Origin of the sequence: Acinetobacter sp. YH12254, from assembly GCF_013417415.1 — a bacterium.
Lineage (GTDB): Bacteria > Pseudomonadota > Gammaproteobacteria > Pseudomonadales > Moraxellaceae > Acinetobacter > Acinetobacter pseudolwoffii.
The window spans coordinates 102,038-116,269 of sequence record NZ_VPEB01000001.1 but is presented as its reverse complement, the minus strand read 5'-3'; the positions used below and the strand labels follow the sequence as shown (position 1 = coordinate 116,269).

Below are 14,232 nucleotides of genomic sequence, written 5' to 3'. Positions count from 1 at the left end.
TCTACACAGCCTAATGACGGCATCCCTGCCGTCTTGGTAAATCCAATATCTGTTACTTATCAATATAAATTAAAGATACCGATCAATCACCTGAATATGCTTGGCAAGCGATCCCGTATTTAACTGCATAATTCTCTGCGCTGCTGTATTTAAACGTTGTGCCTTGATTTGATCTTGCAAAAGTTCCAGCAATACCTCTGCCGCCTGCTGCGCATCCTGCACAACTTCTACTGCATCTGCTTGAGCGAATTCATCGACGATGGTCTGAAAATTAAAATAGTTTTTGCCTAAAACAGTCGGTACATTCAAGGCAATCGGCTCCAGAATATTATGCCCGCCACCCGGCTCATTCAGCGAGCCACCGACATAACAGGCCTGACTCAAAGCATACCAGAGCCACATTTCCCCCATCGAGTCCGCCAGATAAACCTGGGTATCTGCTTCAATGTTCTGGGCCAAACTACGGCGCTGAGTTATTAAATTTAAACTCTGTGCAGCCTGAAACACCTCATCAAAACGTTCCGGATGACGGGGTACGACGATACATAAAAGTTTTGGGTTGCTATCTAAAGCCGATTTTAAAGCGCTTAGAATTTCTTTTTCTTCAGGCGCATGGGTACTGGCCAGTATCATAATTTTGCGACCTGCCAGTTGCCATGCTTGCTTTAAGTTTGCAGCATGTTCTACAAAACTTTGTGGTGCAGTAATATCAAATTTGATATTGCCCAAAACCTGGGTTTTTTCGGCGGTGATCCCCAACTCGATATAACGCTGCTGGGTGGCAGTATCTTGTGCCAAAAGCTGACTTAACTGCTGTAGCATGCTCCGGGTCAGACCTTTAACCCTGGCATAGCCCTTGGCCGACTTTTCCGAAAGACGCGCATTTAACAAAATCGTGGCTACATCAAACTCTGGTGCCTGATCCAGCAGATTCGGCCAAAGCTCGGTTTCCATCAGCAATAACAGTTTTGGCTGATACTGCTGATAAAAATCACGGATCAGTACTTTCTGATCAGCAGGTAAATAGACCGCTTGAAATAAATCCAGATAAGGTGCTTTTAAAAAAAGTGATTTGGCCCGTGCCTGACCGGTTTTGGTGGTATTGGTGACCAGCACCGGATGACCCGATTTTAAATAATGTTCGATGAGAGGCTGGGCAGCATTGGTCTCACCGACCGAGACCACATGAAACCAGATGGCATGCAGATTTTTGGGCGGCTGAAATGGGCCGAAACGTTCTGTCAGTTCTTGTTGTAATTGTTCAGGATCGGTCGCACGTTTACGAATACGCGATTGATATAAGGGTTTAATCAGAGCTAACGCTGCGTTATACCAAAATGGAGTAGCCAAATGCGCCTCGAAACAGATTCAATCGACAAAATATAACAGAGCCACATCGACATGTTAATCGATGTGGCTCATTTTTAGATTATTCTACAGTAGTTAAAGCGTCTGCTTCAGCCAATGTCGGATAATCAATATAGCCTTCTGCGACATTGGTTCCGATCATATTTTCCAGCTTTAGTTCATTTAGCGGTGCATCTTCGAGTAGGCGCTCGTATAAATCCGGATTGGCAATATAAGCCTTACCAAAAGCTACCGCATCTGCTTTGCCTGAAGCCAGCAATTCAATCGCATCGTCACGACTTAAACGCATATTGGCCATATACGGCACGCCGTTTGAACGCTGTTTCATATACTCCGAGATACTGTCTTCCGCCAGATATTCACGGGTAAAGAAGAACGCGATCTGGCGCTTGCCCAACTGTTCCATCACATAACCAAAGGTTTCACGTGGATCATTGTCGCCCATATCGTGTTCATCGCCACGCGGTGCCAAATGAATTCCGACACGGCCTGCACCCCAGACATCAATCAGTGCATCCATGACTTCCAGCAGGAAACGGGCACGGTTTTCGACTGAACCACCGTATTCATCTTCACGCTGGTTGGTCTTGGTTTGCAGGAACTGGTCAATCAGATAACCATTGGCGGCATGCAGTTCAACTCCATCAAAACCGGCAGCTTTGGCGCAAATTGCCGCCTGTTTATATTGTTCGGTAATCGCATGAATTTCAGAAATTTCCAGCGCGCGCGGCAACACATAAGGACGTTTTGGACGTAATAAACTGACATGACCGGCCTGTTGTACACTGCTCGCCGATACTGGCGTTTCACCATTTAACAGTTCTGGATCAGACACACGACCCACATGCCACAGCTGCGCCACAATCAGGCCACCTTGGTCATGTACCGCTTGAGTCACCTGCTGCCAGCCTGCTACCTGCGCATCAGTAAAGAGACCAGGAGTATTACGGTAACCATTGGCTTCTTCAGAAATCACCGTGGCTTCAGAAATGATTAAACCGGCACTTGCACGTTGTGCATAATATTCGGCCATCATTGGCGTTGGTACGCGGTCGTCAGTTGCACGACTACGCGTAAGCGGCGCCATGATGACACGGTTTTTAAGTTCTAACGCGCCAAGCGTTAAAGGAGAATTTAATTCAGCCATCGGTACTCCCACCTGTTGGATTAAAGGTGTTGTTGCATATAGTCGATATATTGCTGAATCAAAGCTTCATTACGCGAGAAATAAGACCATTGTCCGTGCTTGGTCGCGGTGATTAAACCGGCCTGCTGCAAGACAGACAAATGATTGGACATGGTGGACTGAGAGACTTGTCCTAACTTTTCAATCTGCCCTGCACAGACCCCGCGTTGAAAGCCGCCACACTCTTCCACAGACAGATATTGTTCTGGCGATTTCAACCATTCCAGAATCTGCCGACGTATCGGATTGGCTAAGGCTTTAAAAATTAGATCAAGATCCATAGGTACATCACAATCTGTGGCGTAACAAAACTTGTTTCAGCATCTAAACCGATTATATCGCATTTTATCGATTTATATATCGATAAATTTAGATATAAGAGTCACAGTCTGTACTAACTTGGTTACGCCAGCTATTTAAACGATTTCTTACAAGCTTAAACGATTTCTTACAAGCCCTGTTTCAAGCTTGCTTCGATAAATTTATCCAGATCGCCATCCAGAACCGCGCCGGTATTGGAACTTTCGACACTGGTACGTAAGTCTTTAATACGTGAATCATCCAGAACGTATGAACGAATCTGGCTTCCCCAGCCGATATCAGACTTGGTATCTTCCAGCGCTTTTGCAGCATCATTACGAATTTGCATTTCACGTTCATAAAGTTTGGCGCGTAACTGCTTCCAAGCATGGTCGCGGTTGGCATGCTGTGAACGCTGGTTCTGACAGGCCACTACAATCCCGGTCGGTGCATGCGTTAAACGAACCGCAGAATCCGTTTTGTTAATATGCTGACCACCGGCACCCGATGCACGATAGGTATCGGTACGCACATCTGCCGGATTAATTTCGATCTCAATATTGTCATCGACTTCAGGCGAAACAAACACAGCCGAGAATGAGGTATGACGACGGTTGCCCGAGTCAAATGGCGATTTACGCACTAAACGATGTACGCCTGACTCGGTACGTAACCAGCCATAGGCATATTCACCGTCTACACGAATCGTCGCTGATTTAAGCCCTGCGACATCGCCGTCCGATTCTTCCATGATTTCTGCTTTAAAGCCATGACGTTCAATCCAGCGCAGGTACATCCGCATGAGCATGGATGCCCAGTCCTGCGCTTCAGTACCACCCGAACCGGCCTGAATTTCTAAATAACAAGGATTAGGATCCATCGGATTGTTGAACATACGACGGAATTCAAGTTTAGCCAGTTCTTCTTCAGCTGTAGTCAGTTCAGCCTGTACATCTTCCAGTAAGCCTTCATCATCCGCTTCCACTGCCAGATCAAGCAAGGCCTGCGCATCTTCAAGCTGTGTGGTCAAACCATCCAGCACATTTAATACGTTCTCAAGTTCGCCTTTTTCTTTGGCCATGGCCTGGGCACGACTCTGGTCATTCCAGATGGTGGGATCTTCTAATTCACGCAGGACTTCTTCTAAACGCTCTTTTTTCAGATCGTAGTCAAAGATACCCCCGTAGTGTTTGACCACGTTCGTTTAAGTCTTTTAATTGGTTTAGATACGGATTAATTTCCACGTGAATTACTCTCAATCAAAATTAGGCACAAATTATTTAGCCCCATATTATAGCACAGTCTATTTCTGCTATTTCAGTGTGATGGATCCAGTCCAAAGCTCGAATGTCATCCCAATTTAGAGTTATGTTTTCGTCAGAAAATTTTTGACAATTGAATCGGTTATTAAATGTCGTTTTGATCTGAAGCTTGATCGGATTTCACGTCTCGCATTCATTATCAAAATATACTTTTTCACTTAATTTTATCGTCTAAAAAAACCTACCAAATTGAATAAAAAATCAGCAAATTCAATACATTCCACAATATCTACACAGTTTTAATAAAACACTACATTATAAATTTAATTTTATTATTCAGTTACTTATTTAGAAAAGATTACATAAGATTACGCTATTCACATTGCTGTAACTTTCCTTTGATTGACGATCTTTGAAATTGCTCTAGACTGAAAGTTGTAACAAAAAGTGTAATGTTTTTAACTCACGATTTGAGGGGTAGTAACCATGAAAAAATTAGCGATTGCTTCGGCACTACTTTCAGCGATAGCGATGACCGGTACAGCTGCACATGCTTACCAGGCAGAAATTGGTGCATCAGCAGGAGTGGTTGATCCTGACAACGGTGGAACGAGTGGTTCTTTCGGTGTGGATGGTACATATTACTTCAATCCAGTTCAAACACGTAATGCACCACTCGCTGAAGCAGCCTTCCTTGATCGTGCCAGTAACGTAAGTGCCCAATATCAATATAATGAAATTGGTGACGGTGAAGCGCATCGTTATGGTGTAGGTGCAGAGTATTTCGTACCAAATTCTGACTTCTACCTCAGCGGTAACGTCAATGGTCATGATCTGCAAGACAATGATGATCTAGATAATGATTTAACCACTTATGCAGCTGAAGTCGGTTATTTACCAGCGCCAGGCCTATTGATTGCGGCGGGTGTGAAAGGTTGGGATAACGACAACGATGATGGCGTAGATCCAACATTACGTGCCAAATATGTGACCACCTTAAGCAACGGTAAAGATATCAACTTGGAAGCAGGTGCAGCGTTTGGTGATCTAGATGAATACAATCTGGCAGCAGATTATTTCATCGACAAAACCTTGAGTGTCGGTGCGGATTATCACAACAATGATATTACCGACAAAAGCGAATTCGGTATCAATGCACGTAAGTTCATTAACCAGCAAGTGAGTCTGGAAGGCCGTGTCGGCTTTGGTGAACAGTTCAACAATGACTACAATTCGTTTGGTGTAGCAGCGAAATACCGCTTCTAATCCCTACAAAAACTAAGTCAATCTTAGAAAGCCCATCCTCGGATGGGCTTTTTGCACGTATAAAAAGCATTTAGGTAGTTTTTGCACATTGACGGGGCGGATATAAACTGTACAATTTGTTACAACTGTTCATCAAACAGTCATATTTTTATAACAAAGAGAGAAATTTGAATGCTTAAAAAACTTGCTCTTGCTACAGCACTTATTGCTGGCCTAGGAACTGCACATGCTTACCAAGCGGAAATCAATGCTGGATATGAGAATACAGATATTGATGGCTTTGGTGACGATGTAGATACTTTTTCTATTGGTGGAAAATATTATTTAAACGGAGTTCAAGTTAAAAATGCACCTCTTGCTGAAGCAGCTTTCTTAGGCAAAGCAAGTAACATTGGTTTAGCTTACACCAATGCAAGTACTGAAGATGAAGGAGCTGAACTTGAAATTGATACTGTAGGTATCAATGGTGAATTCTTTATTCCAAATTCTCAATTCTATGTTTCAGGTAGCATTAATCGTGCAGAAGTTACTGTAGAAGATGAGTTCGGTACAGCATCTGATGACAATACAGGTTATGCTATTGAAGCTGGTTACTTACCTATCAATGGCTTGCTTTTAGCTGCTGGTGTTTCAAAAGAAAATATTGATGCTCATCAAGCAGGCAAGAAAGGCTTTATCAATACTTTTAGCTCTGCTTCTGCATTAGCAGATGATACTGCTCTTACTCTACGTGCAAAATATGTAACTTTAGTTGGCAATCACTATGCTAACTTTGAAGCATCCACTGCTTTCGGTGATGAAACAGCATATGGCGTAGCTGCTGATCTTTATGTTGACCCAACTTTAAGTGTGGGTGTATCAGTGAATGATGCAACTTTAGATGATTTTGACACTGTATTCTCAGTACGTGCACAAAAATTCTTTACTCCAGCGATTGCTGCTGGTCTGAACTACACGACTACTGATGGTGCTGACTCTTTTGGTATCAATGGTACATTCCGCTTCTAATCTCTCCGATTAAAAGCAAAAAACCGCTCACTTGAGCGGTTTTTTATGGCCTATTGTTCTAAATGGATAATCCGCATTTGCAGGCTGACATTGCCATTAAAGACATTTTTATCCAGCTCATACACCAAGCGCGTATCTTTCATCGGATCAAAGTCATATTTATCGGCTGCATTGAAGGCGATCGCATCAATCACCTGCCCATTTTCCAACGCCACGCGTAATTTAAGATGTACATCTTTGAGCCAACGATAGTCCATAATCTTGAAGATCCCTTCAAAAATAGGTGGAGGGAATTTTTGCCCCCACGGACTTAAATGTTGCAGGATATCGACTGTTTCGATCTGGAAAGCCGAAGCGGATAGCTCCCCATCCGTCCATAAAGTCGCAGTGAATAAATCCGCGTCCATCGTAGCAATCAGTGCTTCAAAGACCTGCTTAAATTCAGCAAAATTTTCTTTTTTCAGGGTTAAACCCGCTGCCGCTGCATGCCCGCCAAAATGACTGACTAAATGTGGATATTGCTCCGCCACCTGTTCAATCGCATCACGGATATGAATCCCGTCAATCGAACGCGCTGAACCCTTGATATGTATTCCATCTTCATCTGCCGCAAAGACAATACTCGGACGATGAAATTGCTCTTTTAAACGCCCCGCCACAATACCAATGACACCTTGATGCCAATGCTGTTCAAACATGATTAATGCAGCCGGCAATTCAGTTTCGTCCAGCTGGATTTTCTCAAGTTCGTTTAAAGCGTCCTGCTTGATTTTAGCTTCGACCTGACGGCGTTCAACATTCAGTTGATTCAACTGTTCGGCCAGTGGATAGGCGTTTGCCAGATCCGGCGCCAATAGACACTCGATCCCGATGTCCATGGTTTCCATCCGTCCGGCTGCATTAATTCGCGGCCCTAAGACAAAACCGAGATCTTGCGCTTTTAGACCTGCCGGATCACGTTTTGCAATATCCAGTAGCGCACTGATCCCTGCGCGGCACTGCCCTTGCTGAATCCGTTTCAGGCCCGCATCGACCAGAATCCGGTTGTTATAGTCCAGACTGGCGACATCGGCATAAGTACCGAGTGCCACCAGATCAAGATAATGAATAATTTGAGTGGTCGATTTTCCAAGTTTTTTGCGATGGGTCGACAGATTGGCCAGCACATAAAACGCCACCCCGACCCCGGCCAAGGCTTTGCTGGGGAAATCACAACCCAGCTGATTCGGATTGACCACCGCTTCGGCTTCAGGTGTCGGCTTGGTGGTCAGGTGATGATCGGTAATAATCACCTGCATACCATGATCTTGCGCCTGTTTCACTCCTGCATGGCTGGAAATACCATTGTCCACGGTAATCAGCAGATCAGGCGTGAAATTGACGAAAGCCAGATCGGCAATGGCAGCAGTCAGACCATAGCCATACTTAAAACGGTCTGGTACCAGATACTCGACCTTGGCGCCCATATCACGTAGAGCCAGCACCATGAGTGCAGTACTGGTTGCACCATCGGCATCGTAATCGCCGACAATCACGATTTTCTGGCCACGATCAATTGCCTGATCGATCAACTGAATCGCATCCGTCAGGCCTTTCATGGTCGGTGCCAGCAGATGCTTGAGTTTAAGCTCAAGTTCCTGCTCGGACTCCACCCCGCGACGGGCCAGAATTTCAGCCACAAACGCTGGAACACCCTGAAAATTTTCAGGACGGGTCAGAAAGGGGCGCTGTTTGATGTCAAGTTTTGGCATGATTTTTGGCATAATCAAGGCATCAAGCGTTGCAATTGCCATGCACCGTCAATTTTCTCATAGCTTAAACGATCATGCAGACGGTTCGGACGGCCCTGCCAGAATTCATAATAATCGGGTTCGAGACGATAACCGCCCCAAAACTCCGGTTTATCCAGCTGTTGCTGATTCGCCACCTGATTATGCAAATCCCAGAAACGCTGTTGCAGCTCTTCACGGCTGGCAATTACCCCACTTTGCGGGGTGCTGATATGCGCAGCAATCTGGCTGTCACGTGGGCGTTTATGATAGTAATCAGTCGACTCCTGTTCAGAAATCTTGATGACTTTACCACTCACCCGAATCTGACGTTCCTGATCCTGCCAATAGAACAATAATTCAGCATACGGATTTTCGGCCAGATCCAAACCTTTTTGGCTGTCATAATTGGTATAGAAGTCATAGCCGGCTTCAGTCGCCCCGCGCAGTAATACGGTACGCACATGCGGACGACCTTGAGCATCCGCCGTTGCCAATGACATGGCATAGGGTTCATGCAGCTTCGCTTCTAGTGCATGGTTAAACCATTGCAAGAACTGCATATGCGGATTCGGGTTGACCTGCTGTTCTTGCAGCTCGCCTTTCTGATAATTCAGGCGTAGCTCACTCAGATCTTTGATCAGATCACTCATTCTTTCTTCCTCTAAGCGGCATTGGCACGTACAGCATCAGCTAATGAATTTGCCAGTGCAGTCACTTCACTTAAATCTTCGCCTTCCACCATGACACGAATCACCGGTTCAGTGCCTGATTTACGAATCAACAAGCGGCCACGCCCTTTAAGCTGCTGTTCGGCTTTTTCAAATTCAGCGGCCAAGGCCGGTACTGAATAAGGATCAAACATGGCATCTAAACGCACATTGACCAGGACATTTGGCAACAGTTGAAAATCAGCCACCAGCTCATGCAGGGCTTTCTTCTGTTCAACCATGACTGTCAACACTTGCAAGGCGGCAATGATCGCATCGCCTGTGGTGCTCTTGTCCAGAGTCAGAATGTGCCCAGAAGGCTCGCCACCAATCGTCCAGCCATTTTCTTCCAGACCTTGCAACACATAACGGTCGCCGACTTTGGCACGTAATAATGGCACTTGCGCTTTTTCCAGTGCCAGTTCCAGTGCCATATTACTCATTAAGGTGCCGACGATACCTGCCGGCTTTTTCGAGCTTTGCGTGGCAAGAATATACAGAATATGATCGCCATCAATCAGCTTTCCAGACTTATCCACCAGAACTACACGGTCGGCATCGCCATCAAACGCAACGCCCAGATCCGCTTTATGCTCAAGTACTGCCTGTTGCAAGCTTTCAGGATGGGTGGAACCGCAATTATCATTAATATTCAAACCTGTCGGTTCATCATGAATTGCAATGACTTTGGCACCCAGTTCACGGAACACGGCAGGCCCCACGTTATAGGCTGCACCATTGGCACAATCCACCACAATGGTGAGTTCATTCAAGTCCAGATGATAGGGGAAAGTCGATTTACAGAATTCAATATAGCGACCATTGGCATCTTTGACCCGGATACTTTTACCCAGGCTCGCGGTATCTTCAATGATGAAATCTTGTTCGAGTTCCTGATTGATTTCTTCTTGCAAGGCATCCGGTAATTTCTTGCCTTCCGCCGAGAAAAACTTAATACCGTTATCGAAATACGGATTATGCGAAGCAGAAATTACAATTCCCAGGCTGGCATGCAAGGCACGGGTCAAATGGGCAATCGCCGGTGTTGGTAATGGGCCTAAAAGATGAACATAGACACCAGCCGCATTTAAACCTGCCTGCAAGGCGGCTTCCAGAATATAGCCAGACAAACGGGTATCTTTACCCAAAACCACCAAGGGCTTGGCTTTTTTACTATGACGCTTTAAAACCTTACCGGCTGCAAACCCCAATTTCAGGGCAAACTCAGGGGTAATCGGCAATTCGCCAAACTTTCCACGAATACCATCCGTACCAAAATAACTCATCTTTATCTCACTTCTTAGCGGATGATTGATCTCACCCATTTTTTCCCTGTGCCACACTTTACACCAAAATAAAAAAGCCGTCATTTGCATGACGGCTTTTAAAAATTTTAAATCACAGGAGATTAACCCACGCGATAGTTGGGTGCTTCTTTGGTAATGGTCACATCATGCACATGTGATTCCGACATACCGGCAGAAGTGATTTTCACAAACTTGGCATTTTGACGCAGGTCTTCAATCACGGCAGAACCGGTATAACCCATCGAAGAACGTAGGCCGCCCATCATCTGATGCACGATATTGCCCATTGGACCTTTGTACGGTACGCGACCTTCAATGCCTTCAGGAACCAGTTTCTCGGCACCGGCTTTAGAGTCCTGGAAGTAACGGTCAGCCGAACCGGTTGCACCCGCCATGGCACCCAACGAACCCATACCGCGGTAGGCTTTGTAGTAACGGCCTTGGAAGAATTCAACTTCGCCCGGTGCTTCTTCAGTACCGGCCATCAATGAACCAACCATAATGGTACTTGCACCCGCACCAATCGCTTTGGCCATATCGCCAGAGAAACGGATACCACCATCCGCGATCAACGGAATCTGATCTTTCAGCGCATTGGCCACAGAATCGATTGCAGAAATTTGCGGCATACCAATACCGGCCACAATACGTGTGGTACAGATTGAACCCGGACCAATCCCGACTTTAACCGCATCCGCACCTGCATCAAGTAAGGCCAATGCAGCATCGCCAGTTGCGATGTTACCGCCAATCACCTGAACTTGTGGATAGTTGGCTTTCACCCAACGTACCCGCTCGATCACACCCGCAGAATGACCATGTGCTGTATCGACAACAATCGCATCGACACCGGCTTCAACCAGCGCTTCAACACGGCTTGGAGTTTCTGCACCGGTACCGACTGCAGCACCGACACGTAGACGACCTAAATCATCTTTACAGCTGTTTGGATAAAGTTCAGCTTTACGGAAATCTGTCACCGTAATCAAGCCTTTCAGCTCTTGCTGATCATTCACCACCAATACTTTTTCAATACGGTGCTGCTGTAATAAGGCTTGGATATTTTCTTTCGATTCGCCTTCGCGAACTGTTACCAGACGATCCTGACCAGTCATGATGTTGCTGACTGGCTGCTCAAGATTGGTTTCAAAGCGTGTATCGCGACCGGTGACAATACCGACCACTTTGCCATCTTTCACCACTGGTACACCACTGATATTGTTGGCTTGAGTCAAAGCAATCAATTCACGTACTGTGGTTTCAGGAGTAACTGTAATCGGGTCTTTGACCATACCCGCTTCGAATTTTTTCACACGGCGCACTTCTGCAGCCTGAACAGCGATATCCATGTTCTTGTGCAAAATACCGATACCACCGTTTTGCGCCATTGCAATTGCCATACGGGACTCAGTCACCGTATCCATCGCTGCAGACACAAGAGGAATATTCAGGTTAATGCCACGGGTCAGGCGTGTCTTTAGAGAGACATCTTTTGGGAGAACAGTAGAATAGGCAGGGAGTAATAGGACATCATCGAAGGTTAACGCGTCTTGAACGATGGTCAACATAACAGTCTCACTGGTAATTTCCGTGCACTATTATAAACAAATATCGACTTAAATTTCATTGCAATTGCAAAATTATTTTTGCATTAAAATAGTTTTGAGGGCTGGATTTTTTCCAGTGAATCAATTTGAGAACTACGACATCAGAAAAGAACTGACCACAGTAGTCTGATGCTTGAACTCAATCCCGATACTTTGAAAAGCTAAAAAGCAGAGCCTAAACTCTGCTTTGGGTCGATTTAGCTGACGTATTCAAAACTGTCATCATTGTCAGCTTCATCATTTTCAATCTGAATAAAAGGCAACATATTATGTGCCAAACGGGCTTTATTGCATTGATCATCGGCGATCTGTACTTCTTTGCAGGATGAACTGCGCAGCTCGTACATACCGCAACTGACCTGCTGGCCAATGGTGCCATCCAGTGCAATACAGCGTGGATTTTTTTGATTGGTTCCAGCCATACATGAATAAACTGCTGTTACAGGTTCCGTATAATGCTCAGGCATATGAATCCCTTCAGCCCAGTAAAACGAAACCCTGAAATAGGCGCAGCACGCCCCGCAGCTTAAACATGCATCTGGTGTTGGAACTTGAGATAACATTTCTTATAAGTTCTCATGATCAAAAAAAAGTTTTTTGGAGAAGAAATATAAAAAATGTTGTTTTTCTACACAAGAAAAATTTTATTTTTCTGTGAACTATTCAGGACAGGTAAAAACAGTTTCGTCCATCAGGTCGGTGCCACATTGCAGCGTTTCAATCCAATCCAGAAACTGGGTGATCTGCTCTTTACCCATAAAAGGCGTGCCATGCTGCGGCACAATCATCTCGATATCCATGCCCCGCACCATGTTCACCCAAAGACGAATCACCTTGTTATTGCACATATAACGCTGATGAAAGCTTTTCATTTTTGGGATATGCGCCGCAAAGTTTTCCAATGGTTTGGCAGCATCATCGACCATCGATGCACCCATATCTCCCGAAAACAGGATCTTGGCAATCGGATCATAAAACTGGAAATTGCCCACCGAATGCAGAAAATGCGCTGGCACCGCCACGATATTGGCATTGCCCAGGGGAATGATCTGGCCGTGATCCGGGAGCTCGACCAGCCGATCCAGCCAGTTGCCTTTCATCCGGTCACTCATAAAGGCCGAGTTTAAATGTGGCAAAAAACGCGCCCAGAGCTTGGAAGCCACCACTTTGGCATCGGTATATACCAGCCAGCGTGGCATCGAAGTAATGATGTCAGGATCCTGATGCGAGGCCATGACATAATCCAGATTGGTCAACCGGGTGTATTTATTCAGTTCCATGGTCAGTGGAACATAGGTGAGATCACCACCCGGATCGAGTACCGCCGCCCGCTCGTTATCAATGATTAAAAACTGGTTTGCCTGAACGCCTTCACCTTTGACCAGACTGGTAAAACTGATGCATTTATGTGTCCCGTTATCAAACAGGACCTGCGATGTGGTGCGTTCAAAAACCATGTATATATTCCCCGATTTAAATTTAAAAGTGCTGTTTTATACCCATATAACATATAAGTATTTAGTTGAACTTACAATCAATAAAACTGGCCATATCACACTACTTATCAAAGTTTTAAGCTTATTTTAGGCATAAAAAATCCTGAGTTTTTAGCTCAGGATTCATGCAATTATTACTGTATTTTTAAAATAAATAATATTGAAGCAGAGTGGCGACACCAATCACCAGGAAAATGGCCGCGCCAATTTTATGAATCAGGCTGATCGGCAGCCTGTTCGCCAGTTTATCTCCTAGAAATACCGCAGGTGCATTGGCCAGCATCATCCCCAAAGTGGTACCGAGCATTACCCAGAGTATACTATCGAAACGTGCTGCCAGCGCGACTGTGGCAATCTGGGTTTTATCGCCAATTTCTGCCAGAAAGAACAAAATGAAGGTCGCAGCAAATACCCCGAATTTTTGCCATTTATTGATACTGGCATTTTCATCTCCGAGTTCATCCGGAATCAGCATCCAGGCCGCCATCGCAATAAAACCAATCGACACAATCCACAGCAACACTTCCGGCCCAATCACCGTGGTGATCCATTGTCCCAATACCGCAGAAAGGCCATGGTTAATCAGCGTCGCCAATAAAATAGCAACTAAAATAGGAACGGGTTTGCGAAAACGTGCGGCAAGCAGCAAAGCCAGCAGTTGCGTTTTGTCACCCATTTCAGCCAGTGCCACAATTGCGGTCGACAGTAAGAATTCATACATGAGGTCTTTCTCTGGCTAGCATCCAATCCCAATGACTCACCGCTCCTGCTAGCCAAAATCTGCAGAGTGGTAAATCAAAGGTCTTGCCAACAAAAGAAAGCTTCGAGAAGCTCATTTGGTTTTTTGCTATGATGACCATGTCCGGTTCAGGACAAATATGTTGACCATCACCCTTCTGCTTTGCGCAAAAGGCGGCTACTCCCCAATGAAGTGCACCAAGTATAGAATCAAA

General features: G+C 45.3%; 13 protein-coding genes and 1 riboswitch. Of the genes, 2 read left to right on the top strand and 11 right to left on the bottom strand.

From position 1 onward, the window contains the following. Nucleotides 1-69 precede the first annotated feature (69 nt). The 4 genes from FTV29_RS00555 to prfB form a co-directional block, all read right to left on the bottom strand. Nucleotides 70-1,350 carry a 3-deoxy-D-manno-octulosonic acid transferase gene (locus FTV29_RS00555; RefSeq protein ID WP_180074940.1) on the bottom strand — a complete coding sequence of 427 codons (1,281 nt, stop codon included), beginning with the start codon at nucleotides 1,348-1,350 and terminating at the stop codon, nucleotides 70-72. A 79-nt stretch (nucleotides 1,351-1,429) separates the two neighbouring features. Beyond that, entirely contained in the window at nucleotides 1,430-2,515 is a 1,086-nt protein-coding gene (locus FTV29_RS00550) for an alkene reductase (RefSeq protein ID WP_005173209.1), read from the bottom strand. Nucleotides 2,516-2,535: 20 nt separating this feature from the next. Continuing rightward, the gene (locus FTV29_RS00545; RefSeq protein WP_005173210.1) at nucleotides 2,536-2,835 is read right to left on the bottom strand and encodes a helix-turn-helix transcriptional regulator; all 300 of its coding nucleotides are present in this window, start codon (nucleotides 2,833-2,835) and stop codon (nucleotides 2,536-2,538) included. 167 nt (nucleotides 2,836-3,002) lie between these two features. Continuing rightward, a protein-coding gene (prfB, locus tag FTV29_RS00540) for a peptide chain release factor 2 (protein WP_100329506.1) occupies nucleotides 3,003-4,098 on the bottom strand; the annotation gives its coding sequence in 2 pieces (ribosomal slippage) (nucleotides 3,003-4,025 and nucleotides 4,027-4,098; 1,095 coding nt in all). 504 nt (nucleotides 4,099-4,602) lie between these two features. Between prfB and FTV29_RS00535 the strand changes: the two genes are divergently transcribed. Further along, nucleotides 4,603-5,382: a putative porin gene (locus FTV29_RS00535; protein WP_180074939.1), complete on the top strand. Its 780-nt coding sequence runs from the start codon at nucleotides 4,603-4,605 to the stop codon at nucleotides 5,380-5,382. A 171-nt stretch (nucleotides 5,383-5,553) separates the two neighbouring features. Further along, the gene (locus FTV29_RS00530; RefSeq protein ID WP_180074938.1) at nucleotides 5,554-6,390 is read left to right on the top strand and encodes a putative porin; all 837 of its coding nucleotides are present in this window, start codon (nucleotides 5,554-5,556) and stop codon (nucleotides 6,388-6,390) included. Between the two features lie 50 nt (nucleotides 6,391-6,440). On the opposite strand, the gene recJ is transcribed toward FTV29_RS00530, so the two are convergent. The 7 genes from recJ to FTV29_RS00495 all read right to left on the bottom strand — a co-directional run bounded on the left by recJ (nucleotide 6,441) and on the right by FTV29_RS00495 (nucleotide 14,000). Further along, nucleotides 6,441-8,141: a single-stranded-DNA-specific exonuclease RecJ gene (gene recJ, locus FTV29_RS00525; protein WP_180074978.1), complete on the bottom strand. Its 1,701-nt coding sequence runs from the start codon at nucleotides 8,139-8,141 to the stop codon at nucleotides 6,441-6,443. 14 nt (nucleotides 8,142-8,155) lie between these two features. Further along, the gene (gene pdxH, locus FTV29_RS00520) at nucleotides 8,156-8,812 is read right to left on the bottom strand and encodes a pyridoxamine 5'-phosphate oxidase (protein WP_005173224.1); all 657 of its coding nucleotides are present in this window, start codon (nucleotides 8,810-8,812) and stop codon (nucleotides 8,156-8,158) included. 11 nt (nucleotides 8,813-8,823) lie between these two features. Continuing rightward, on the bottom strand, nucleotides 8,824-10,155 hold the full coding sequence (gene glmM, locus FTV29_RS00515; protein WP_180074937.1) for a phosphoglucosamine mutase: 1,332 nt from the start codon (nucleotides 10,153-10,155) through the stop codon (nucleotides 8,824-8,826). Nucleotides 10,156-10,277: 122 nt separating this feature from the next. Then, a complete protein-coding gene (guaB, locus tag FTV29_RS00510) occupies nucleotides 10,278-11,744 on the bottom strand; it encodes an IMP dehydrogenase (RefSeq protein ID WP_005095051.1) in 1,467 nt (488 codons plus the stop codon). Nucleotides 11,745-11,980: 236 nt separating this feature from the next. After that, the gene (locus FTV29_RS00505; protein ID WP_074383866.1) at nucleotides 11,981-12,346 is read right to left on the bottom strand and encodes a YkgJ family cysteine cluster protein; all 366 of its coding nucleotides are present in this window, start codon (nucleotides 12,344-12,346) and stop codon (nucleotides 11,981-11,983) included. Between the two features lie 96 nt (nucleotides 12,347-12,442). Then, nucleotides 12,443-13,240 carry an MBL fold metallo-hydrolase gene (locus FTV29_RS00500; RefSeq protein WP_074383865.1) on the bottom strand — a complete coding sequence of 266 codons (798 nt, stop codon included), beginning with the start codon at nucleotides 13,238-13,240 and terminating at the stop codon, nucleotides 12,443-12,445. A 184-nt stretch (nucleotides 13,241-13,424) separates the two neighbouring features. Further along, on the bottom strand, nucleotides 13,425-14,000 hold the full coding sequence (locus FTV29_RS00495; RefSeq protein WP_180072414.1) for a TMEM165/GDT1 family protein: 576 nt from the start codon (nucleotides 13,998-14,000) through the stop codon (nucleotides 13,425-13,427). An 88-nt stretch (nucleotides 14,001-14,088) separates the two neighbouring features. Beyond that, nucleotides 14,089-14,221: riboswitch (yybP-ykoY riboswitch) on the bottom strand. Between the last annotated feature and the right edge of the window lie 11 nt (nucleotides 14,222-14,232).